The organism is Segatella copri (genome assembly GCF_009495355.1).
GTDB lineage: Bacteria > Bacteroidota > Bacteroidia > Bacteroidales > Bacteroidaceae > Prevotella.
In genome coordinates this window covers 1-23106 of sequence record NZ_VZAD01000064.1, presented here as the reverse complement: position 1 = coordinate 23106, position 23106 = coordinate 1, and the positions used below count along the sequence as shown (strand labels likewise).

Below are 23106 nucleotides of genomic sequence, written 5' to 3'. Positions count from 1 at the left end.
TGAGAGTGTTAAAAATCGATGAACACTGCTTTACCTTTATACTTATCTGTTATCGTGGGCAATATCTGCTGTAGATATAGAAAATTTGCTAAGAAATAACATTATTTGTTTGGTCGTTTGCCGAATAAATACTATTTTTGCAGTATGAACAAATAACTCAAAAAAGGGAGATTATGAAAAGTATTAAAAGAATGGCTCTTGGAGCCATGGTGGCTTTGATGATGATGACATCATGTGGAACCACGCAGACCGTGCCTCTTACAGGTCGCACACATCGCATCTCGGTGTCAGACGAGCAAGTGCTCAGCCTCTCCAACCAAGAATATACCAAGTATATGGCGACTGCCAAGAAGTCGACCAATGCTCAACATACGGCCATGGTGCAAAGGGTAGGGCGCAAACTGGCTACAGCCGTGGAAACCTATCTGAAGCAGAACGGCTTTGCCAACGATGTGAAAAACTATGCATGGGAATTCAACCTCGTGCAGGACAAGAGTGCCAACGCCTTCTGTATGCCTGGTGGAAAAATTGTGGTGTATGAAGGCTTGTTGCCCTATACACAGAATGAGACGGCTCTTGCCATCGTCTTGGGACATGAAATTGCTCATGCTGTGGCAAAGCACAGTGCCGAGCAGCTTACCAAGCAGCAAAACCAACAAGTAGGTACCAACATCCTGGGCAATGTGCTCAATCAGGCTGTAGGCAGCGGTGTAGGCGATTTGGCGAGTGCCGTGGCTGGAAAGTATTTCTCTTTCCGCAACTTGAAGTATTCGCGCGACAATGAGACAGAGGCCGACTATATGGGACTTATTTTTGCTGCCATGGCAGGCTACGATCCTCAGCAGGCCATTCCGTTCTGGAAACGTATGTCGCAGGGCAACAGTTCCAACCAGAATGACATCTTCAGCGACCATCCTTCCGATGCCAAGCGAATAGCTGCTTTGCAAAAGGAAATGCCTACAGCGCTCAAGTATTATCATCCTGCCAAGAATACAAAGAAAAGGTAAGCTTGGGAGAGAATGAGCTGACAAAAGCACGGGCAGACCAAAGAATGTGCTTTCGTGACAACCTCTTAGCATGAATGCAGTAGGAATGACTAACTAAAAATTCAAAGATATGATTGATTACATCTCACAAAACCTTTGGCTGTTCTGGACGGTGATTACCTTCCTGTGCCTGATTATGGAGTTGTCTTCGGGCGATTTCTACGTAACGTGTTTTGCCATTGGTGCCATTGTCAGCATCTTAGCAGCATGGATGGGCTTGCCCTTCTGGTTGCAGATTGTGGTATGGGCGGTATGCTCCGTGCTGAGTATCTGGCTTATTCGTCCGCACCTGCTGCATATTATCAAGCATGGTGCCGATGACAGAGTGAGTAATGCCGATGCCTTGTTGGGACAGGTAGGCGAGGTAAGCCAGTGCATCGTAAAGGGCGGTTATGGTCGCGTGAAACTCGATGGTGACGACTGGAAGGCTGAGGCTCCTTCTGCACTTGAGGATATTGCCGAAGGTGCCAAGGTGAAAATCGTGGGCAGAGAGTCCATCATCTTGAAGGTGGAGGAGATTGTAAGATAATTAATAACTCTAAAACATAACGATTATGATTGGAATTTATGTATTGGCTGCCATCGTTGTGCTGGCCCTTATTTTCGTAAAGAAAACGATTGTTATCATTCCTCAGAGTGAGACAAAGATTATAGAGCGTCTGGGACGTTACTATGCAACCCTCAGACCTGGTATCAACATCATTATACCATTTATCGACCGTGCCAAGGAGATTGTGGCTATGCGCAATGGAAGATATATGTACACCAACACTATCGACCTGCGTGAACAGGTGTACGATTTCGACCGACAGAACGTGATCACAAAAGATAATATCCAGATGCAGATCAATGCTCTGTTGTACTTCCAGATAGTAGACCCTTTCAAGAGTGTGTACGAAATCAACAATCTGCCCAATGCCATCGAGAAACTTACACAGACAACTCTGCGTAACATCATCGGCGAGATGGAACTGGACCAGACTTTGACCTCGCGCGATACCATCAATACCAAGTTGCGTGCGGTATTGGACGATGCTACCAACAAGTGGGGTATCAAGGTAAATCGTGTGGAGTTGCAGGATATTACTCCTCCAGAGAGTGTGCTCAGAGCCATGGAGAAGCAGATGCAGGCTGAGCGTAACAAGCGTGCCACCATCCTGGCTTCCGAGGGTGAGAAGGAAAAACAGCGCCTGCTCTCTGAAGGTGAGAAGGCTGCTATCGTCAACAAGGCTGAGGCTGTCAAGCAACAGGCCATCCTCAAGGCTGAGGGTGAGGCTACTGCACGTATTCGCAAGGCTGAGGCAGAAGCTATTGCTATTCAGAAAATTACAGATGCCGTAGGACAGTCTACCAATCCTGCCAACTATCTCTTGGCACAGAAATACATCGCCATGATGCAGGATGTGGCTCAGGGTAAGGACAACAAGGTTGTATATCTGCCTTACGAGGCTTCCAACCTGATGGGTTCTATCGGCGGCATCAAGGATCTTTTTAAGGGATAATCAAAAACGAAACGATGAATAAGAATATCTGTATTGTTGCGGGTGCTCGACCCAACTTTATCAAGGTGGCACCCGTCATCAGAGCGATTGTAAACGCCCAAAAGAATGGACAGTCCATCAACTACAGCTTGGTTTATGCCGGCTGTGAGGACGATCCTACACTCGAGGACTCTCTCTTCGACGACTTGGAGATAAGTCGTCCTGATATCTATTTAGGTGTGGACTGCGAGAATCTCAACGAACTCACAGGACAGGTCATGTCTAAGTTCGAGCTTTATCTGCAGCAGAATCCTACGGATGTGGTTATAGTGGTCGACGACCTTGCCTCTACCATGGCTGCAGCCATCGTTACCAAGAAGCAAGGCATTCTGTTGGCACATATTGCCGCAGGCACCCGTAGCTTCGACATCACTATGCCCAAGGAAATCAACCGACTGGTTATCGACGGACTGTCTGATATCCTCTTTACTGCGGGTATTTCCAACAACAGCATCGCCAACAAGGAGGGCGCCGAGCTTTCCAAGGTCTATATGGTGGGCAATGTGCTCATCGATAATATCCGTTTTCTGCAGCAGCACATGAAGCGTCCACAGCTGATGGACGACAAGCAACTGAAGGAGGGACAGTACATCGTGCTGACGCTCAACCGCAAGGCCATCATCAATAATAGCGAGGAGATGCGCAGCTTAGTGTCTGCCGTGGTTTCCTCTGCTCATGAGGCTGGTGTGCCTGTAGTGGCTCCGCTTCGTGGAAAGGCTCGCCAGGAGGTAGAGGCTATGGGCTTGGAGGGCATCATGCTGATAGAGGCTCAGGGCTATTTGGATTTCAGCTATCTCACAGCTCACGCCATGGGCATCGTTACCGACTCAGGAAATGTGGCAGAAGAAGCCACCTTCAACGGTGTGCCTTGTATCACGCTCAATAGCTATACCGAGCATATCGAGACCGTGAAGATCGGTACCAATGTGTTGGTGGGCGAGGATGCTGACCGTCTTGTACTGATGACGAAGGTCTTGCTGAGAGGCGAATGGAAGAAAGCGGGCATTCCCGACAGATGGGACGGAAGATCTGCCGACCGTATCGTCCAGATACTGGTCAATGAATAATGTTTTTCTGGTCAGCTGCAGCCATTCCATGTCCTTAGGAGGGCATTGTTATGGATAAGGCAACAACAGAATTGATGCATAAAAAGAAAAAGGGACAACTGAAACTGTTGCCCCTTTTTCTGTCTTAACTCCTTAACTTCCTCATTTAATACAGACGTTCACGATTTGACTTGATGCGATAAGCATCCGACGTTAATCAGTCCTGCCGGGATAATTGTATTGGTCGAAGTAGACTGGAGTCTTGTTGTTGTACCAGATGCCTTCTACGTTCAGTCCGATAGAGAAATTCTTGTTGACATTGTATTTCACTCCTGCTCCCAGTACATTGGCACCGGCTGCCCCCATGCCATAGCCCAACGGCATGACACCTGTTGCAGGCCAACCCCATCCATAATAGGGATAACCTCTATAGAGATTGCCGTATCGGCTGTAATTGTTGTTCACGCTCAGTTGACCGTAAACGTAGGCTTCCCAGTGCTCGTTGAACCGATAGCCAAGGATGGCGTACAGGCCTACATCACGATAGCTGTCGCTTCCCCAGAAGGTGTTGTTGAAATAGCCACCGCCTGCTATCCACAACTTGCCGTCCTTGGTGAGCGGAGCCAGATAGGTGGCGTTGATGTTCTGCGAGAAACCGCCCTTGTGTGGCAGGTTCTTGCCAAAGGTGGCAAAGGCAGAAAGGTCGAGCGATACGTTCAGTCCCCGGTGCAGTCCGTAACCATACGTACTGAAGGGCATCATGCTTACGGGATTGTAGAAGAAACTGCTGTCGCCAGCATACACCGACCTGTCGCCAGCATACATCGATTTGCTGTCTGTATCCTGGAATGGAGCCAAAGCCATCAAACTTTTCTTGGCAACGGAGTATTGGGTATTCTTTACCGGCTTACCCTTGTATATGAGAGGCTGTTCGGCCTGGAAGATGGTGTCGCCTGGCAACAGCCAGTCTTCACGTGGATTGTCGCTACTGTGGAGCGGACCGAGATGAACCTGCTGTGCATGAACAGAAGCACAGCAGAGGATGAGCATGAAGAAATATGCTATTTTACTTTTCATAATGATTCAACTTTTTGGCTTTCGTGAGCCTGATATTCTTGTTATTCACGTACAAACTTACAACTTTTTAGACGAAAGCGATAAGATGTTTATATTAAAAAACAATAAATAGGAATGTTTTGGTTAAAAAAGCATTACCTTTGTCTTGTAATAATAAAAAGTATGAATATGAGAAGAACTTTTTTGTTTATAATGTACTGTCTGCTTCTGCCTCTGATGGCTTGTGCGCAGACCGATAATGCCGTACCTGATACGGCCGCTTTCCATCAGGATGCCACCTGTCCAGAGGTGCTGATAGAAACAAACATGGGCAATATCCGCGTGGCGCTTTACAACGATACACCTCTTCATCGAGACAATTTCCTGAAGTGGGTGAGGATGGGCTATTATGATGGTTGCATCTTTCAGAGAGTCATCAAGAACTTTATGATTCAGGGCGGCAATCCTGGCACACGAAAGGTGACGCCCGGCAAGGTGGAGCGCTTCGATACTGCCTACACTGTGCCTGCCGAGATACGTTATCCCAAATATTATCACAAGCGCGGACAGCTCTGTGCTGCCCGTGAGGGCGATGACGTGAATCCACAGAAAGCTTCGGCACCTTGCGATTTCTACATCACCTGGGGACGCAATTTCTCAGCACGGCAGATGGAATATCTGGTGCAGAAGATGAAAGGCGAGGACAAGGTGTACGCCATTCCCAATGAGCAGGTGCAGGCTGGATATGTGAAATATGGCGGCGTGCCCCATCTTGATGGTGGCTACACAGTCTTTGGCGAAGTGCTTGAAGGACTGGATGTGGTAGAGAAAATCCAGAATGTGGAGACCGACAAAAGCAATAATGACCGTCCCCTGCAGGATGTTGTTATCATCAAAGCTACGGAAGTCAAAAAATAGACAATATATATAATAAGGTATATAGGGCTGAAAAACGCAATAGGCTTCGTTGGCAAACGCAATAGGCTTCGTTGGCAGATGAAGGCTTCCTGTAGAATTTCCATAGAGCAGAAAAATCTTGGAAAATATAAGCATCTTTATGCACGAAAACAATAAATTGCAAGGTTTTGTATAAAAAATCTGTCAATTTGTTTGGTGGAAACAAATAAAAATGCTACTTTTGCAATCGTATAACACAATTGGGGGAATCCCCCATTGTAGTAGACAATAAATAAAAGAAAGAACAATGAAGAAGTTTAACGCATACTTTTATAGCTTTTATTTTTACTTTGCAAGCAATTGTAAAGCGGGAAGTTGCGTATAATTTCAACTTAGGATATTAAGATTAAGAAATCTATCGAAACGGTCCCGCTCCTTGGAGAGTGAGGACCGTTTTTCATAACAGATACAAACAATATAGATGAAGAGAATAGCAATACAAGGCGAGTTGGGGTCGTTTCATGACATAGCTGCCCATCAATATTTCGGTGATGAACAGGTGGAACTGATTTGTTGCGCCACCTTCGAGGAGGTGTTCGAAAACATCAAGCGCGATCCTACAGTCATCGGCATCGTAGCCATCGAGAATACCATAGCGGGCAGTCTGCTCCACAACTATGAGCTTCTGCGCCAAAGTGGAACGACAGTAGTAGGCGAGCACCGCCTCCATATAGAGCACAGCATCTGCTGTTTGCCCGATGATGACTGGAGTACACTTCAGGAAGTGCATTCCCATCCTGTGGCATTGATGCAGTGTGGCAGATTCCTCGCCAATCATCCCGACCTGAAAGCTGTAGAGGCTGAAGATACCGCAGGTTCGGCTGCCTTTATTGCCAAGCATCAGGTAAGGGGATGGGCTGCCATCTGCTCAACTTATGCAGCCGAGATGTATGACATGAAGGTGCTGCAAGAAGGCATCCACGACAATCCGCACAACTACACGCGCTTCCTCGTGGTGAGCAATCCGCAGAAGGCAGCTCTCCTTCGACCTATTGAGAAGGCCAACAAGGCAAGCATCGTCTTCAGCCTTTCCCACGACAAGGGATCGCTCTCAAAGGTGCTCACCATCCTGAGCTTCTACGATGTGAACCTGACCAAGATTCAGTCGCTGCCCGTCATCGGACATGAGTGGGAATATCTCTTCTATGTAGACCTCACCTTCGACAACCTTACCCGATACCGCCAGAGTATTGATGCCATCACACCACTGGTGAAGAAAATCAAGGTTCTCGGCGAGTACGAGGAAAGAGAGTAGGAGTTGAAAAAAATTATAAAGGTAAAAAAGTAAAAAGGTAAAAAAGTAAAAAGAGCCTTGCTGCCGATTATACTTTACATTCAACACTAAACATTGAACATTAAAAATTAAAACATTAGATAAAATGATACAGCCAGCCAATAGAGTAACCGAGATACAGGAATACTACTTCAGCCGCAAACTGAAAGAAGTAGCTCAGTTGAATGCCGAGGGAAAGGACATCATCAGCCTTGCCATCGGAAGTCCAGACATGCCACCGTCAAAGCAGACCATCGATAAACTCTGCGAAGTGGCTCAGAAGTCCGACACACATGGTTATCAGCCCACAGTGGGCATTCCTGAGCTGCGAAAGGCAATGGCAGAGTTCTACAAGAGATGGTACGATGTAGACCTCGACTGGGCTACAGAGATACAGCCGCTGATAGGAAGCAAGGAAGGCATCCTGCATGTCACTTTGGCTTTCTGCAATCCCGGCGACGAGGTGCTGATTCCTAATCCTGGCTATCCCACCTATACTGCCATCAATAAGATTTTGGGCACCAAGATTACTTATTATGATCTCAGAGAGGACAACGGATGGCAGCCCGACTTCGATGCATTGGAGAAGATGGACCTCAGTCATGTCAAGCTGATGTGGACCAACTATCCCAATATGCCTACAGGAGGCAATGCCCGCATGGAGACTTACGAGAGACTGGTAGAGTTTGCCAAGAAGCACAATATCGTTGTAGTGAACGACAATCCTTACTCACTCATCCTCAATGAGCACCCCATGAGCATCATGCAGGTGCCGGGAGCAAAAGACTGCTGTATCGAATTCAACTCGCTGAGCAAGAGTCATAATATGCCCGGATGGCGTGTGGCGATGATTTCGAGCAACAAGACTTTCATCTCGTGGATTCTCAAGGTGAAGAGCAATATCGACAATGGCTCGTTCCGAGGCATACAATTAGCTGCTGCCGAGGCCATGATAGGTAACAGCGATGAATGGCACCACGAAAACAACATCGACAACTATCGTCGTCGTCGCGACATTGCCGAACAGATCATGGACGTGATGGGCTGTACCTACGATCCTAAGCAGGTGGGCATGTTCCTTTGGGGTAAGATACCTGAGAGCTATACCGATGTGGAAGACCTGACCGAGAAAGTGCTCCACGAGGCACGGGTGTTCATTACCCCAGGCTTTATCTTCGGAAGCAACGGCAAGCGTTATGTACGCATCAGCCTGTGTGCCAAGGACGACAAGATGAAGGAAGCCTTGCAGCGCATCAAGAAGCTCTTCGCATAGAGTCTTCACCTTATAAAAAATAAGTAAACAGAAAACATTCACATTAAAAAATATAAATGATTAAGATATGGAATTAGAATTAGAACCTTTACGTCTTCCCAGTGATCAGGAACGTCCCATCGTAATAGCAGGACCATGTTCTGCCGAAACCGAGGAACAAGTTATGACAACCGCCAAGCAGTTGGCAGAAAAGGGATGCCACATGTTCCGTGCAGGTGTGTGGAAGCCACGTACCAAGCCAGGAGGCTTCGAGGGAAATGGCGAGACTGCTCTTCCCTGGATGAAGCAGGTAAAGGAGGAGACCGGCATGCTGACAGCTACCGAGGTGGCAACACCCGAGCATGTGGAGCTGGCTCTTAAGTATGGCATCGATGTGCTGTGGATAGGTGCCCGCACTTCTGCCAACCCATTCGCCATGCAGGCATTGGCTGACAGTCTGAAAGGTGTCGATGTGCCTGTGTTGGTCAAGAACCCTGTCAATCCCGACCTGGAGCTTTGGATAGGAGCCTTGCAGCGTATCAATCAGGCTGGTATCAAGCGATTGGGTGCCATCCATCGTGGTTTCTCAAGCTTCGACAAGAAGATCTACCGCAACCTGCCAATGTGGCAAATTCCTATCGAACTGCATCGTCGCATTCCACAGTTGCCTATCATCTGCGATCCCAGTCACATCGGTGGTCGTCGCGACTTGATAGCTCCTTTGTGCCAGCAGGCTATGGATCTCGGTTTTGATGGTCTTATTGTCGAGAGCCACTGCAGTCCTGACGATGCATGGAGCGATGCCAAGCAGCAGGTTACTCCCGATGTGCTCGACTACATTCTCAGTCTGCTTGTCGTTCGCGATGAGCACTACTCTACAGAGGGACTGCATCAGTTGCGTGGACAGATCGACGAACTGGACAATCAGTTGATGGAGCTTTTGGCAAAGCGCATGCGTGTGTGCCGTGAGATTGGTACATACAAGAAGGAGCACAATATGACAATTCTGCAGACCAACCGCTACAACGAGATTCTCGACAAGCGTGGTGCTCAGGCTTCACTCTGTGGCATGAGTCCAGAGTTTGCTGCCCAGATATTCGAGCACATCCACGAGGAGAGTGTTCGCCAGCAGATGGAAATCTTGAACCAGAAGTAATTCATACGCTTCGTTCTTTACTTATAAAGAGATATGAGAATATTGATAATGGGAGCAGGCAAGATGGGAAGTTTCTTCATCGACCTGCTCAGCTTCGACCACGAGGTGGCCGTATACGAGAAGGATGCCAAGCGGTTGCGCTTTACCTACAACTGTCTGCGCTTCACCAAGTTGGAGGAGATAGCCGAGTTCAAACCCGAGCTCGTCATCAATGCCGTGACGGTGAAGTACACCTTGCCTGCCTTTGAGGAGGTGTTGCCCTGGTTGCCCAAGGACTGTATCATCAGCGATATAGCCAGTGTGAAGACAGGCCTGCACGAGTTTTATACGAAGAGTGGTTTCCGTTTTGTCAGCACGCACCCGATGTTTGGTCCTACCTTTGCCAATCTGAATCAGTTGTCAGAGGAGAATGCCGTCATCATCAAGGAAGGCGACTATATGGGCAAGATATTCTTCAAGGATCTGTACCAGCAGTTGGGGCTCAACATGCACGAGTACACCTTCGACGAGCACGACCAGACCGTGGCTTACTCGCTGAGTATTCCTTTTGCCAGCACTTTCGTTTTTGCTGCTGTGATGAAGCATCAGGATGCTCCGGGTACTACCTTCAAACGTCACATGAACATAGCCAAGGGCGTACTCAACGAGGACGACTATCTGTTGCAAGAAATTCTCTTCAACCCCTATACTTCAGGACAGTTGAGTCAGATTCGTGAGGAGCTTGTCGAGCTGATCGATATCATCGACCATAAGGATGCCGGTCGCATGAAGGCTTTCCTCACCAAGATACGCAATAACGTAAAGGAAGATATTGAAATAAAGAATTAGAAAAAGTCGGAAGGCCTCTTCTTTGTACCAATTCCAATAGATCCCTCCAGTTTCACGTGCTGTCGTTTCGTATCTTTGATATCGTATTTCGTGAGTGCCTTTGGCTTGTTGCCGAAGACTATTTATTTAGGGTCTGCTGAATTAATTCAGCAGACCCTAAATAAATGCAAAGATACTGCTTTTCTAAAATTAGGGGCATAGAATGAGGAAAACCTTCTAAAATTAGGGGCTAAGGTTAAACAATAAGGATTATTCCGTTGTGAATTTTGTTATGGAATCCTGAAGTTGCCACAATTCTGTATAATCTTTCATCATACTTATATTTTTTACAAGAACATGGTCATGAAAACAGGTAGAAGTATTGTTTCTTTATCCTTTTTAAGATCCTTGGTATATATTAAGTACCTGTTACTGATATGCTCCGAATATTTTTTGCAAAATTCATCCAACGACTTATGTGTCTGATAGCCAGAAGATTTTACCTCAATCGGCCACAGCTTGCTTCCACGTGATAGTAAAAAATCAACCTCGTAATTGTGGTTTGATGTTTTGGATCGCCATGTATGGTAGAAAAGCCTGTTGCCTGTTGCCACAAGCATTTGAGCTACAATATTTTCATACACGTAGCCCAAGTCAGCGGATAACTTGTCACTAAGAAGTTTCTGATAGATGACATTCTCGGTTACATCTTTATCCCAAAAAGCCAGCGTGACAAAAAGCCCAGTGTCCCCCATAAACATCTTGTACTGGGCGTAGTCCATATGTGCAGGAAGCCCCACATTAGGATTGTTTGAGTGGTGAGCGAAATTTACGGTAAGGCTATCTTCCATGTCGCGCAAGAACTCGGCGATTATTTCTGAGGATTCATTTTTCCCTAAGATGCTGGTTTGTTGGTATCGGCTGGCATTTTTACTAAGCTGGGCGGGTATTGCACTAAACATCTTGGATATCTTACCAGATGGGTCTATCTTCAAAAAATCATCTATATATATATCCAGGATTTCCCTCTTCTTGTTATCAACCTCTGTTAAGTTATTTGTTTTCAAATAGGTATAGACAGCTTGTGGCATGCCCCCAACTAACATGTACAGCCTAAAGTCACGACGAAGTTTCCTCATGGTTGCATCACCTAAAGAACGTTTGCTATTGAAACATTCTCTAAGCATATCAATTGTAACATTGTCATTCAAAGCCCAGCGAAACTCCTCATAGTCCATAGGATACATCGTAAGTCGTGTTTCCTCACTTGGTATAACGATTCCCTTGGTGTTCTTCCGGATAGAAAGCAATGACCCTGTCTCAATATAGTCATATCTGTGATCTTTGACCAAATATTTAATGGCCTCACGAGCTTGGGGACACTTCTGAACCTCATCAAAAATGATTACAGATTTACGTTCGTATAATCTTACACCATATATAAATTGAAGTTGCATGAAAAAATGATTGCGGTCAGAAATGTTGTCAATAGCCTCCCACAAGGCTGTTGGTGCATCAGCAAAGTCGATGAGTATATAGCTTTTATACTCGTTTTTTGCAAATTCCTCTGCTATTGTGGATTTCCCTACCCGACGTGCTCCCTTGATGAGAAGTGCTGTAGAACCATCTCTGGTCTGCTTCCAGTTAAGCATTTTATCATATAGTTTACGCTTAAAAACTTTTCCCATAATCTATTCTATTTATTGGGTGCAAATTTACGATATTTATCCTAAATCCCCAAATCTTTTTGGTTAAAAAACAGAAGAATCCCAAAATGTTTTTACTGAAATATAAGAAGAATCCCCAAATGTTTTTTTTTAAAAAGCAGAAGAATCCCCAAATGTTGGCCATTTTTCCGTTGTGAATACATTTTGGGCGGGATGACTCGCCCTTTTTTATTATCATTTGGAGATTATTTCTTCTTGTTTTATTGGATTTCCAATATTGTATCTTGCGAAAGTTGAGTTACATCAAATGTTGGATATATTCATCCAGCTCTTTGGGTTTTCCGTCCTTTTCACACAGTTTCGACAGCATACGTTTACGCGACATGGAAATGTCGGGCAAGTTGCATTGCATGAAGCAACTGATGGCAGAGGGGGAGAAGTGCAGTCTTGTCAGCAGGCAAATACGATATTCCTTTTTGCTTAGTTTCAATTTGATATTTGCCAAGGATGGAATCATTCCCTCAAGGGTTTCTTCTAAGTTATCCCAGGTTTCGTCAGTAATTTTCTCTTGCGGATGACATTCTATATAAGCCAGTTTCTTATACACAAATGTATCCATCAGTTGTTTGTTTATCTCGACAAGATTACGTCCGGAATGAATGCTTTCGTATTGATTAATTTCTTTTTGGAGATTTTCTATGACAGCCTCTTTTTCTTTGATGAGAGCCGCTATTTTTGTTTCGTTCAAGTTTTTCAGATGAGCCAGTTCAGTCTTTGTAGTTTGCAATTTCAGAATGCTGGCTTTGTATAGGCGTTGAGCCACCAATAGCTTATGGTTTCTCTTCTTGATGTTTTTTCTGTAGATATAAACAGCCGATAATAAAATCAAGCAACTGCTTATAATAATAAGGTATATAGTATTAAGTCTTTGCTTTGCCTTATATTCAGCTTCTTTAGCCAGTTTTTGATTTCTGCTATAGTCATACATTGCCTGCATTTGTTGCAACTGCGATTCTCTCAACTCATAGAGTGAGGAATCATTATATTCAGAACTCAATAAGGCATACTTTGCAGCTAAAGCTGAATGATTTGTTTTTGTGTAATATTTTGCCAATCCTTTTGTGGCTGCACATTTGTTGCTGTAAGATTGAGCGTAAATATAACTTTTTTGAAAACTTATATGAGCAGAATCTAACTGATTAGCAAACAAATAATACATTCCTTCATTATATAATAAATATGCACTTGCATCTTTATAATTCGAATTACCTTCAAAATTTATCTTTTTATATTCTTCAAAAGCTTCTTTTGCTTTTATGTAATCATTTTTTTTGATATAATATGGGTAATTTGAGCCGAAAGCCATATTTGCATAATAATTATATCCATGCTTGCGGAGTAGATTTGCTGCACGAAGGTTACGAGCTATTATACTATCATTTTGTTTTAAATCAATATAGGAATTCATATAGCATAATAAGGCGTTAAGGGTATCTTTAGCCATATAAGCATATTTTGTAGCTTTATTATATGCAATAAATTCTTGGTTACATAAATATTGTTTTTCAAACAAAACTCCCATTTGGCTATATATTCTATAGAGTGTAGAATAGTCACAGTCTTGACTGACAGTGTCAGCTTGTTCCGTAGCTTTATTATAATACTCTAATGCTAAGGGTGCTTCGTGTATGTCGCGATATACACAACCAAGCATATAGTAGGCAAGCATACGTTCATTGGATGTACCATGTTTTTCGTAATATGCTGCCACATTTTTCATGATGCTATCTGAGGAAAACGAAATGTCTGCTTTATTCATCGCCTTATGATAGAGCAACTGATAACGCATACGTTGGGCTTTAGAAAAGTCATTTAGTTGCGGCTTGACCTTATCCAATAGTTTGATAGCAACTTTTGCCGAATCATCATTTATGTTCATGATGCTGTCAGCTTGCTGCAACAAGTCATCATATTGCTTGTCGCCATGACAACCAGCAAGCACAAATAAGGACACAATTGCTAAAAGTACTAACGGAAGTTTTTTCATTTTTCTATATATTTATCTTCTGCAAAGATAGTGTAAACCGAAGACAGAATCATCAAGCTTGCTTAAATGCTTTGTTGAGATGCAGCCTATCTTATGCAAAGATAATATAATTATCGGAAAAATGCAAATTGATGTGGGTATTTTTCTTTCAGGAAGTTTTTTACTTCAAAATTTTATGATAAATCTATTCTTGTTGATTTTTGTGAAGTTTTTATAATTGTTTGTATTATAGCGACTTATATGGATTTTGTGAATTCTTGTGAATTTTTCATAGCCTTTTCCTTATAATTTTTCAGAAAGATCAAATTATCTTTGCACCATCGTTTTTAATATGATAAGATAGAGTATATGGAAAATAATTTTTGTAAGCGTGTTTCATTGTTAACTCTTGGCCTTCTGCTGACGTATATCAGTGTATTTGCCCAAATTCATCTACAGATATTTGTAAAGGATAGCAAACAACAAGCCGTTGAGCGTGCTGAAGTAAGTGTGCAGTACGGCGACTCAATAGTGGACTTTGGTATTACCGCAAAAGGCGTTTTTACTGCTACTGTGCCTTCGGCTGGCATTTACAACATACAGGCATCTTGTGTGGGATACACTCCTGTAAGTATTTCGAAGGAGGTGACGCAAGAAAGCAAGGTTGTACTGGTAATGACCGAACAATCCATCCAACTTAACGAGGTTTCTGTGACTGCCAAGAAAATTCCCCAAACCACAGCTACAGGTACAGTATATACTCTTTCGCAGAACGCCAAGGAATGTGGCAATCCATTTAAAGCCTTGTCGGAAATACCCTTGCTGAGAGTAGATATTTCTGGTCAGACCGTACAGACGGCCGATGGCGACAGTCCACTTATTCTTGTTGATGGCAAATTGTTTAATTCGGGCATTGCACCTATCGACCCCTCACGCATAGAGTCGGTGGAGCTGTCGGAAGTGGTTAGTGCTCGTTATCTGCAAATGGGGGTTTCCAAGATACTCAACATACGACTACGCAAGGACATGCCTTGGTATTCATTCACAGAACTTCGCACTCGCCATGACATCCCCTATAGATATGGCTTTGGGGCTGGTAGCTTTGAGGTAGGAAAGAAAAAGTTCGCTATCTCGGGATATGTCGGTCTTACCTATCTGCGCCACGACAAGACAAGCTACGAAATCAATGAAAGCAACGAGGGTGTTACTAAAAACAGAGATGGAAAAAATAAGAAAAAGACTGATACTCAGGAGGGCTATCTGTTGCTGAAGTGGACACCAAACTCGAATGATTACTTTTCCGCCATATTCAGAGGACTCAACAACGATATCAGAAACAAGGCTCACTTTGATGGTCGATATATCACAGAGAATGTAGACAATTCATTCCAGACCGACCAATCGGAGACTACTTCACATGGTGGCATGCTAGGTTCTATCTATTACGAGCATACCTTCAAGGACAACAGCATATTGTCATCATACGCCAAATACAACTATGGTTTCTCCAATGCCAATCAGGAGAACGTGGAGAAGAACACTGACAATGTCGTACCCACCATAGTGGACTACAACTCCAGACGAGATCAATATAAAGTGTCCGTCGACTACGACAGCGGCGAAAAGAAATATGGAAACATAACTTCGGGTGCCAGCATGGAGTATACCATGGATAAAGACTATAACTATGTAGCCACACCTACCGAAGAGTTGCACACAAAACGGTTGAACAGTTTTGCCTATGCATCGTATGCCAACGGAATAGGCAAACTCTACTATATGGCTTCGACTGGTGTGCAGTTACTGGGCATATCTACGGATGCAGACAAAACTACCCATTGGCGTCCCAAAGCTTCGGCCAGCCTGACGTGGCAGTTGCCTCATCAGCAAGTATTACGAGCAAGTTATTATCTCACCAACCGCCTTCCCGAAACCAGTCAGTTGACAGCATACAATACTTCCACCAACCCTTGGTACCGGATAGAGGGAAACCCATATCTGGTACCTGTAATGATACAAAATATCGACTTGAAGTATGACAAGTCGATAGGTGACTTTATGATTCGTGTATATAGTAGTCATAATCGGTATAACAAAATGATAGAGTCGTATGTAAGAACAGAGGATAACATACAGATAGAGTCGTACCGAAACAATGGTACCTATATTGGTACTAATGTAGGTTCTTATATTTCCTATCGTGCCAAGTCGTTTAAGGCTTCTTTCTCAGCTGAGTATAACTGGGATAAATATAATGGTCAATCGGCTAAGGGATATGTCGACCTCAATGGACATGTACGTTGGGATTTTGGAAAATTTTTCCTCTATTCTACCTTCAACTGGCAGAACAAAAGTTACACGGCTATCAGCCATACAGAGTATCACAACCCAATAGAAGCCCATGTTCAACTGGCATGGCAAATTACCAAACAACTCTATGCATCCATAGCCATGCCTTATTATTGGGGAATAAAGAGTCAGACCAATATTACAGAGATGCCTGGTTATACGATGAATAATAAGATGCGATTTAAGAGTGAAAGCCTAAGGCCATGGTTGCTCGTTTCGTGGACTCTTTATAAAAATCCTAAGCTAAGGATTGACGACAGAAATCCTGATATGTAAAAATGTCATTTCCTATTACTTTTCAGCACGACAGTATGCAGTGCGGCATAGCCTGTCTGCAGATGATATGCAGGCATTTCGGCAGGAAGTTTTCTCTTGACTTTCTGTCGAAGTTGTGCTTTGCTACTAACGAGGGTGTGTCCTTGTTAGGCATTAATGATGCAGCCAACAAACTGGGGCTCAAGACTCTCTGTGTCAAGGCAAGCATGAATGAACTTGATTTCAGCTGGTAAAGAATCAATTGGAACTTGGAAATTAAATAAAACTATCAATAAAAACGGTTTTTGTTTGTATCTTTCGGAAAATTTGTTTAAATTTGCCATGTCATTTGGTATTTTGCTGTTCTTACATAGCAGTATCAAGATAAGAGAGATTTCTGATATAGAAAATATGGGCAACTAAATGTGGCTCTGATACTTGTAAGAATATAATTTGTAGTGTTATAAAAATATACAGAAATGAAAAAGTACATACCTTATTTACTTAAATTCGCATTCTTGATTTTTGCAATTTTTCCTGCAATCAAACATGAATGGCTGGCTATAAGCATGGGAGTCATAGCCTTGGCAATACCTTTGGTTTGTTTTGTTTGGTGCTGGATTTCCGATAGTGTGATGAAGGCATTTGAGCATACTCGCGAAGACAGTATCTATAATGTGATGATTTCATTGATAGGATTTATCATATACTATTCCGTTTATGATAGCCTGCTGCTGTGGACCATTATTTTGGCGTTTCAATTACTCGACTTCTATTATGAATATTCTTCTCAGAAAGACCACAAGCAATAACTCTATTTTCACAAATGGGGAAAGTTGAGTTAATATAAGGATGGCAGAATTGCTGATTTTTATATCTTTGCACCATCGTTTTATAATAAAGTCATCAACATGAAAAAAATAATTTATATTGTTTCAATTCTTTTCGTAGCAATTGTTATTACAACTATTGCATATGCTTTATTTGATTTTAATCATGAAAATTTGATAATAATTTTCTTTTCATCTTTAATTTCAATTATCATTACGGAATATGTTAGAAAAAGTTTTTTTGACTATCATTAATTGGGTAAGTTTTCATGGTTACTATAAAAGGATTAATTGAATAATAAGCATTAAATGCAACTCGAAAAAATGCAAAACAATATGATTTTCAATAGAAAATTAGTGTGGAGGGTTTGGAGTATATGGTTATTCCTTAACCTAAGTTTGTTGATTATCGCAAGTAGGCAACCGGCTGAAGCAGGTAGCAGAATCGCCTGTATATATCCTTTTAATTACCACATGGCTAATACAAGTTTGTGGGCTTATGACATTACGGAATTTATAGGCTATGCATTGGTTATACCACCTGTTGTGGCTTTTCTGTTTCAAAGATTTAAGAGATCAGAAAAGGATAGGTTTTGCCAAATGATGATATTTGCTTTTAAAACCTATATCATATATTGCTTTGGCTTTGTTGTAATAGCTTATTGGGATGACTCTGCCATTATAGAGTTTTACCTTACGATAGCCAAGGCCATAGCCATGATGATAGTTACCTACTATGTGGCATATTAAATGTGGCTCTGATACTTGTAAGAATATAATTTGTAGTGTATAAAAATATACAGAAATGGAAATGTACATACCTTATTTACTTAACTTCGCTTTACTGAAGTTTCGCAAATAGGGAAGTTATAGAAGTTAAAGTCATATGCTTTATGGCTAAATAGTCGACAAAAAGTTCACTTTTTATTTTGTTTTGTCTTCGATTTGCTGTAACTTTGCACCCGCAAACTACAATTTGATAAAAGTTGTTTTTCAACTGATTAAAAGATTAGATTATGAGTGAACAGATTGAGCAACAGAATAACAAGGTGCAGGCAACAGCAGAAGAAACAACTGTAGCTACAGAACAGGTGGCTGGTTTCCAGGTGGTAAACGAGGGCTTCACTACACGTGAGGCTATTGAGGAAGCCAAGCGGTGCTTACACTGTAAGGTGCCACAATGTAAGAAGGGATGTCCTATCGGAAATGATATCCCCGACTTTGTGCATGAACTTTCCATGGGTAACATGGGTGCGGCTATGTCTATCATCAATGCCAAGAGCAATCTGCCTGCTATCTGTGGACGTGTGTGTCCTCATGAGAAGCAATGCCAGGGCAACTGTGTGCTGGGCAAGAAGGGAAAACCTGTACAGATAGGCAAGTTGGAGCAGTTTGTTGCCGACTTCGATACCAAGATGAATCTCTCTCGCGAGAAGCTTCCACAGAAGACTCGTGGACGTGTGGCTGTCATCGGTTCTGGTCCTGCCGGACTTACTGTTGCTGGTGATTTGGCACGTCAGGGCTTTAATGTCACGATCTTCGAAGGACAGGCCGAGCCTGGTGGTGTGCTGATGTATGGTATTCCTGAATATCGACTGCCCAAGGCCGTGGTACGTGCTGAGGTGAGCAAGATAGAGGCTCTCGGTGTACAGTTTATCACCAACTGCATGGTGGGTGAGAACAATGTGACTATAGACAGTCTTTTCCGTGCTGGCTACGATGCCATTTTCATGGGAACAGGAACCAGCGTACCTCAGAATATGGACTCTACACCTGGTGCCAAGTTGCATGGAGTGAGCCAGAGTACTTATTTCCTGCACAATGTCAATGCCTATAACGAGGGAGCCCTGACACGCGACATGGTGCCTCTTCGTGATGGAGAGAAGGTGGGTGTGATAGGTGGAGGAAATGTGGCCATGGATGCTGCACGTACTGCCATTCGCCTGGGTGCTGATGTGACTGTGCTCTATCGCAAGACACAGGAAGAGATGCCTGCCATACAGAGTGAGTATGATGAGGCTGTGAAGGAGGGTGTCAAGTTTGAATGGAAAACTACTGTCGAGGCTTTCCTCAAGGGTAAGAACGGAAGACTGGGAAGCTGTGTACTCAATACTCCAGAAGGTGAGCGTGTAGAGAAATTCGACCGCATCTACTTGGCCATCGGATCACGTCCTGCCAACCGTATTGTCTCTACTACTGCAGGTATCGAGGTTGACGAGAAAGGTTATGTCAAGGTGGTGGAGCGTCCTTTTGGTATGACCACCCGTAGAGGTGTGTTTGCCGGAGGCGACGTGGTTCATCGTCCTCAGACCGTGGTGCTTGCCATGAAGGCTGCCAAGGAGGTGGCTCAGGGTATTGCTCAATATGTCGATGCCATCAAGTTGCTCGAAGAGGCAAAGCGCATCGAGAAGAGCGGAACGACAGACGTAGAATAACGTTATAGACTTTTAAATCGCATTAATATCTCCCAAAACTCATTGGTGGTTTTGGGAGATATTATTTTTTTATTTACTTTTGTAGGCATAACTCAACTTATGTAAGTTGTAGAAGTTCAATAAGATAAAACGAATGAAGAAGACTATATTGATGATCGTGCTGGTATGTTGGGCTGTGGCAATGGTCAGGGCACAGAAAACCTGCGTCATAGCCAATGCCGAAGACCATGTGCCTGTGCGTGAAGCATTGATTCATACCGATAACAATCATTGGGCACGTACCGACTACAGAGGTTACTGGACCATGAAGTATCAGTTTGACAGTGCTACGGTGACGAAACTGGGCTTTCTGAAGACTACCATCTATCTGAAGAATCTCCCCGATACGGTGTTTCTGCTGCCACAGAGTCACCAACTCAGAGAGGTGGAAGTATGGGGAGAGAATATGCCTGGCATCAAGGGCATTCAGAATGATGCGCACCGGCAGGCTGAGATAGGTGGGGCAAATGCTCCCAGCGGAGCGAGCTTCGACTTGGCCAAGATGCTTGACAAGAGGGGCAGACGTGACAGCAAGCACCTTCGAGAGGCTCAAAAGATATTCGGCGAGATGGATCGCAAAGACCCCATTGTGGCTGCCTACGAGAAGGCCACAGGGAAAAAATATCAGGCTAACGGCAGTATGATGAAGTCGAGCGTGGAGCCTATAGAACCTCGCCAGCAACCTGCCACTGCATCTGATGCAGAAAAGGCAAAAGCTGCAGGAGAAAGAAATGGGCAAGGCAATGTGCCGGAAAAGAATCCCGGCAAGGAACAAGGTAAAGGAAAAAACAAGGAACAAGGGAAGGAGCCGCTTCCTGTAAATGATGAAAAATCGTCAAAAAAGGTACGCGTGTCGGTAGAACAGTCGGTAAGTATCCTAAAGTGACAGATTTGACGTGCTTTTTTGGTTACTAATATAGGGTTTTCGGAATTATTTTCGTAACTTTGCAGCCAAAATAAAAAAAGAATTTAAAATGTTTGAAAATTTAAGTGATAGACTGGAACGATCCTTCAAGATTCTGAAGGGTGAGGGTAAGATAACCGAAATCAATGTGGCCGAGACCATGAAGGACGTACGCCGTGCTTTGCTCGACGCCGACGTCAACTTCAAGGTAGCTAAGGAATTCACCAACAAGGTGAAGGAAAAGGCACTTGGTATGAATGTGCTTACGGCTGTAAAGCCTGGTCAGTTGATGGTAAAGCTGGTTCACGACGAGCTGGCTGAGTTGATGGGAGGCGAGGAAGCTCCTCTGAAGCTCGAAGGTCATCCTGCCATCATCCTGATGAGTGGTCTGCAGGGTTCGGGTAAGACCACCTTCAGTGGAAAGCTTGCCAATATGCTCAAGACCAAGAAGGGCAAGAAGCCATTGCTCGTGGCCTGCGACGTTTATCGTCCTGCTGCTATCGACCAGTTGAAGGTGGTAGGAGAGCAAGTGGGTGTTCCTGTATACAGTGAGCCTGAGAGCAAGGATGTTTGTGTCATTGCCGACCATGCCATCCAGCAGGCTAAGACCAATGGCAACGATGTTGTCATCGTGGATACTGCCGGTCGTCTGGCCATTGACGAGCAGATGATGAACGAGATCAGCGGTCTAAAGAATCATCTTCGTCCCGACGAGACTCTCTTCGTAGTTGACTCGATGACTGGTCAGGATGCTGTCAATACAGCCAAGGAGTTTAACGACCGTCTTGATTTCAATGGCGTGGTTCTTACCAAGCTTGATGGTGATACCCGTGGTGGTGCTGCTCTCAGTATCCGCACTGTGGTGACCAAGCCTATCAAGTTTATCGGTACTGGCGAGAAGATGGAGGCTATCGACGTGTTCCACCCTGCCCGTATGGCCGACCGTATTCTCGGTATGGGTGACGTGGTTTCGTTGGTAGAGCGTGCTCAGGAGCAGTTCGACCTTGAGGAGGCAAAGAAACTGGAGAAGAAGATTCGCAAGAATCAGTTTGACTTCAACGACTTCTATGCTCAGATACAGCAAATCAAGAAGATGGGTAATATCAAGGATTTGGCTGGTATGATTCCTGGTTTAGGCAAGGCCATCCGTGATGTGGATATTCCTGATGATGCATTCAAGAGCGTTGAGGCTATCATTCAGAGTATGACTCCTAAGGAGCGTTCTAACCCAGGTATCCTCAATACCAGCCGTCGTCAGCGTATCGCCAAGGGCTCGGGTACCAATATCCAGGAGGTGAACAAGCTGATCAAGCAGTTCGACCAGACCCGCAAGATGATGCAGATGATGACTGGTGGCGGAATGGCAGGCATGATGAGCCGCATGAAGGGTATGAAGGGAATGCCCGGTATGCCAAAGATGCCAGGAATGTGATAACACATAACATTGATTATTTAATATTGAATGAAATGCAACTGATAGACGGAAAGGCTACGGCAAATGCCATTAAGGAGCAGATAGCCGAAGAGGTGGCACAAATTATTGCCAACGGAGGAAAACAGCCACACCTGGCTGCTGTACTCGTAGGACATGACGGAGGCAGCGAGACCTATGTCAAGAATAAGGTGCTTGCCTGTGAAAAGTGTGGATTCAAGTCGACCCTTATTCGTTACGAGGACGACGTGACCGAGGAAGAGTTGTTGGCCTGTGTGGACAAGCTGAACAAGGATGAAGATGTAGATGGCTTCATCGTGCAACTGCCTCTTCCTGCCCATATTGACGAGCAGAAAATCATCATGGCCATTGATTATCGCAAGGATGTGGACGGTTTTCATCCCATCAATGTAGGTCGCATGGCTATAGGTCTGCCTTGTTTCATCTCTGCCACTCCGTTGGGTATTCTTACCCTGTTGCAGCATTATCATATTCCTACCAGTGGCAAGAAGTGTGTAGTGCTTGGCAGAAGCAACATCGTGGGCAAGCCTATGGCGCAACTCATGATGCAGAAACAGTGGGGTGATGCTACCGTAACGGTTTGCCATTCTCACTCTGCCAACCTGAAAGAGGAATGCCGTGAGGCGGACATCATCATTGCAGCTATCGGAAAGCCCAACTTCGTTACAGCCGATATGGTGAAAGAGGGAGCTGTGGTGATAGATGTTGGTACAACCCGCGTGCCTGATGCTACCCGTAAGAGTGGCTTCCGTCTGAATGGTGATGTCAAATTTGACGAGGTTGCAGAGCGTTGCTCTTATATCACCCCTGTTCCTGGTGGTGTAGGTCCTATGACCATCTGCTCGCTGATGAAGAATACATTGGCTGCAGGAAAGAAGGAATTCTACAAGTAGCAATATACTTGATTTTTTATAACTCTCTAATTTGTTGGAGGCCGAGTGTAGTGATGCACTCGGTCTTTTTTTGTGTGTCGGGCATGACACTAACCTAACTGGTTTAACTCCAGTCGCAGGT

General features: G+C 44.2%; 20 protein-coding genes. 17 read left to right on the top strand and 3 right to left on the bottom strand.

Going from position 1 to position 23106, the window contains the following annotated elements; all coding sequences use genetic code 11:
• The first annotated feature begins 173 nt into the window (after window positions 1-173).
• The 4 genes from F7D20_RS08545 to F7D20_RS08530 all read left to right on the top strand — a co-directional run bounded on the left by F7D20_RS08545 (window position 174) and on the right by F7D20_RS08530 (window position 3654).
• Window positions 174-1007: a M48 family metallopeptidase gene (locus tag F7D20_RS08545; protein ID WP_158463680.1), complete on the top strand. Its 834-nt coding sequence runs from the start codon at window positions 174-176 to the stop codon at window positions 1005-1007.
• Window positions 1008-1116: 109 nt separating this feature from the next.
• Window positions 1117-1575 carry an NfeD family protein gene (locus F7D20_RS08540; protein ID WP_158463679.1) on the top strand — a complete coding sequence of 153 codons (459 nt, stop codon included), beginning with the start codon at window positions 1117-1119 and terminating at the stop codon, window positions 1573-1575.
• Window positions 1576-1600: 25 nt separating this feature from the next.
• Window positions 1601-2548, top strand: coding sequence for an SPFH domain-containing protein (locus tag F7D20_RS08535; RefSeq protein WP_022251849.1), 948 nt, complete (start codon window positions 1601-1603; stop codon window positions 2546-2548).
• A gap of 14 nt (window positions 2549-2562) precedes the next feature.
• On the top strand, window positions 2563-3654 hold the full coding sequence (locus tag F7D20_RS08530; protein ID WP_158463678.1) for a UDP-N-acetyl glucosamine 2-epimerase: 1092 nt from the start codon (window positions 2563-2565) through the stop codon (window positions 3652-3654).
• A gap of 192 nt (window positions 3655-3846) precedes the next feature.
• Here F7D20_RS08530 and F7D20_RS08525 read toward each other — a convergent pair whose 3' ends face one another.
• Window positions 3847-4710 (bottom strand): hypothetical protein, encoded by an 864-nt coding sequence (locus F7D20_RS08525; RefSeq protein ID WP_228114146.1) that lies wholly within the window; start codon window positions 4708-4710, stop codon window positions 3847-3849.
• A gap of 168 nt (window positions 4711-4878) precedes the next feature.
• Here F7D20_RS08525 and F7D20_RS08520 point away from each other — a divergent pair, with 168 nt between their 5' ends.
• From F7D20_RS08520 to F7D20_RS08500, 5 genes are all read left to right on the top strand, one after another.
• Window positions 4879-5607, top strand: a complete 729-nt coding sequence (locus F7D20_RS08520) for a peptidylprolyl isomerase (RefSeq protein ID WP_158463677.1) — start codon at window positions 4879-4881, stop codon at window positions 5605-5607.
• Window positions 5608-6067: 460 nt separating this feature from the next.
• The gene (locus F7D20_RS08515; protein WP_158463676.1) at window positions 6068-6901 is read left to right on the top strand and encodes a prephenate dehydratase; all 834 of its coding nucleotides are present in this window, start codon (window positions 6068-6070) and stop codon (window positions 6899-6901) included.
• A gap of 124 nt (window positions 6902-7025) precedes the next feature.
• Complete coding sequence (locus F7D20_RS08510) at window positions 7026-8192, top strand: pyridoxal phosphate-dependent aminotransferase (protein WP_158463675.1); 1167 nt, start codon at window positions 7026-7028, stop codon at window positions 8190-8192.
• 67 nt (window positions 8193-8259) lie between these two features.
• Window positions 8260-9327, top strand: a complete 1068-nt coding sequence (locus tag F7D20_RS08505; protein ID WP_158463674.1) for a bifunctional 3-deoxy-7-phosphoheptulonate synthase/chorismate mutase type II — start codon at window positions 8260-8262, stop codon at window positions 9325-9327.
• 33 nt (window positions 9328-9360) lie between these two features.
• A complete protein-coding gene (locus F7D20_RS08500; protein WP_158463673.1) occupies window positions 9361-10155 on the top strand; it encodes a prephenate dehydrogenase in 795 nt (264 codons plus the stop codon).
• Window positions 10156-10481: 326 nt separating this feature from the next.
• On the opposite strand, the gene F7D20_RS08495 is transcribed toward F7D20_RS08500, so the two are convergent.
• Both F7D20_RS08495 and F7D20_RS08490 read right to left on the bottom strand, forming a co-directional pair.
• Window positions 10482-11822 (bottom strand): ATP-binding protein, encoded by a 1341-nt coding sequence (locus F7D20_RS08495; protein ID WP_158463672.1) that lies wholly within the window; start codon window positions 11820-11822, stop codon window positions 10482-10484.
• 277 nt (window positions 11823-12099) lie between these two features.
• Window positions 12100-13848 (bottom strand): hypothetical protein, encoded by a 1749-nt coding sequence (locus tag F7D20_RS08490; RefSeq protein WP_158463671.1) that lies wholly within the window; start codon window positions 13846-13848, stop codon window positions 12100-12102.
• Between the two features lie 348 nt (window positions 13849-14196).
• Here F7D20_RS08490 and F7D20_RS08485 point away from each other — a divergent pair, with 348 nt between their 5' ends.
• From F7D20_RS08485 to folD, 8 genes are all read left to right on the top strand, one after another.
• The gene (locus F7D20_RS08485) at window positions 14197-16452 is read left to right on the top strand and encodes a TonB-dependent receptor (RefSeq protein ID WP_158463670.1); all 2256 of its coding nucleotides are present in this window, start codon (window positions 14197-14199) and stop codon (window positions 16450-16452) included.
• Between the two features lie 2 nt (window positions 16453-16454).
• On the top strand, window positions 16455-16685 hold the full coding sequence (locus F7D20_RS08480; RefSeq protein ID WP_158463669.1) for a cysteine peptidase family C39 domain-containing protein: 231 nt from the start codon (window positions 16455-16457) through the stop codon (window positions 16683-16685).
• A 225-nt stretch (window positions 16686-16910) separates the two neighbouring features.
• Complete coding sequence (locus F7D20_RS08475; RefSeq protein WP_228114145.1) at window positions 16911-17243, top strand: hypothetical protein; 333 nt, start codon at window positions 16911-16913, stop codon at window positions 17241-17243.
• A 618-nt stretch (window positions 17244-17861) separates the two neighbouring features.
• Window positions 17862-18011 carry a hypothetical protein gene (locus tag F7D20_RS08470; protein ID WP_158463667.1) on the top strand — a complete coding sequence of 50 codons (150 nt, stop codon included), beginning with the start codon at window positions 17862-17864 and terminating at the stop codon, window positions 18009-18011.
• Window positions 18012-18277: 266 nt separating this feature from the next.
• Window positions 18278-19696, top strand: coding sequence for an NAD(P)-dependent oxidoreductase (locus F7D20_RS08465; protein WP_158463666.1), 1419 nt, complete (start codon window positions 18278-18280; stop codon window positions 19694-19696).
• 133 nt (window positions 19697-19829) lie between these two features.
• Window positions 19830-20621 (top strand): hypothetical protein, encoded by a 792-nt coding sequence (locus tag F7D20_RS08460; protein ID WP_158463665.1) that lies wholly within the window; start codon window positions 19830-19832, stop codon window positions 20619-20621.
• A gap of 88 nt (window positions 20622-20709) precedes the next feature.
• The gene (gene ffh, locus F7D20_RS08455; RefSeq protein ID WP_158463664.1) at window positions 20710-22071 is read left to right on the top strand and encodes a signal recognition particle protein; all 1362 of its coding nucleotides are present in this window, start codon (window positions 20710-20712) and stop codon (window positions 22069-22071) included.
• A gap of 35 nt (window positions 22072-22106) precedes the next feature.
• Window positions 22107-22985 (top strand): bifunctional methylenetetrahydrofolate dehydrogenase/methenyltetrahydrofolate cyclohydrolase FolD, encoded by an 879-nt coding sequence (gene folD / locus F7D20_RS08450; RefSeq protein WP_158463663.1) that lies wholly within the window; start codon window positions 22107-22109, stop codon window positions 22983-22985.
• Window positions 22986-23106: the final 121 nt, after the last annotated feature.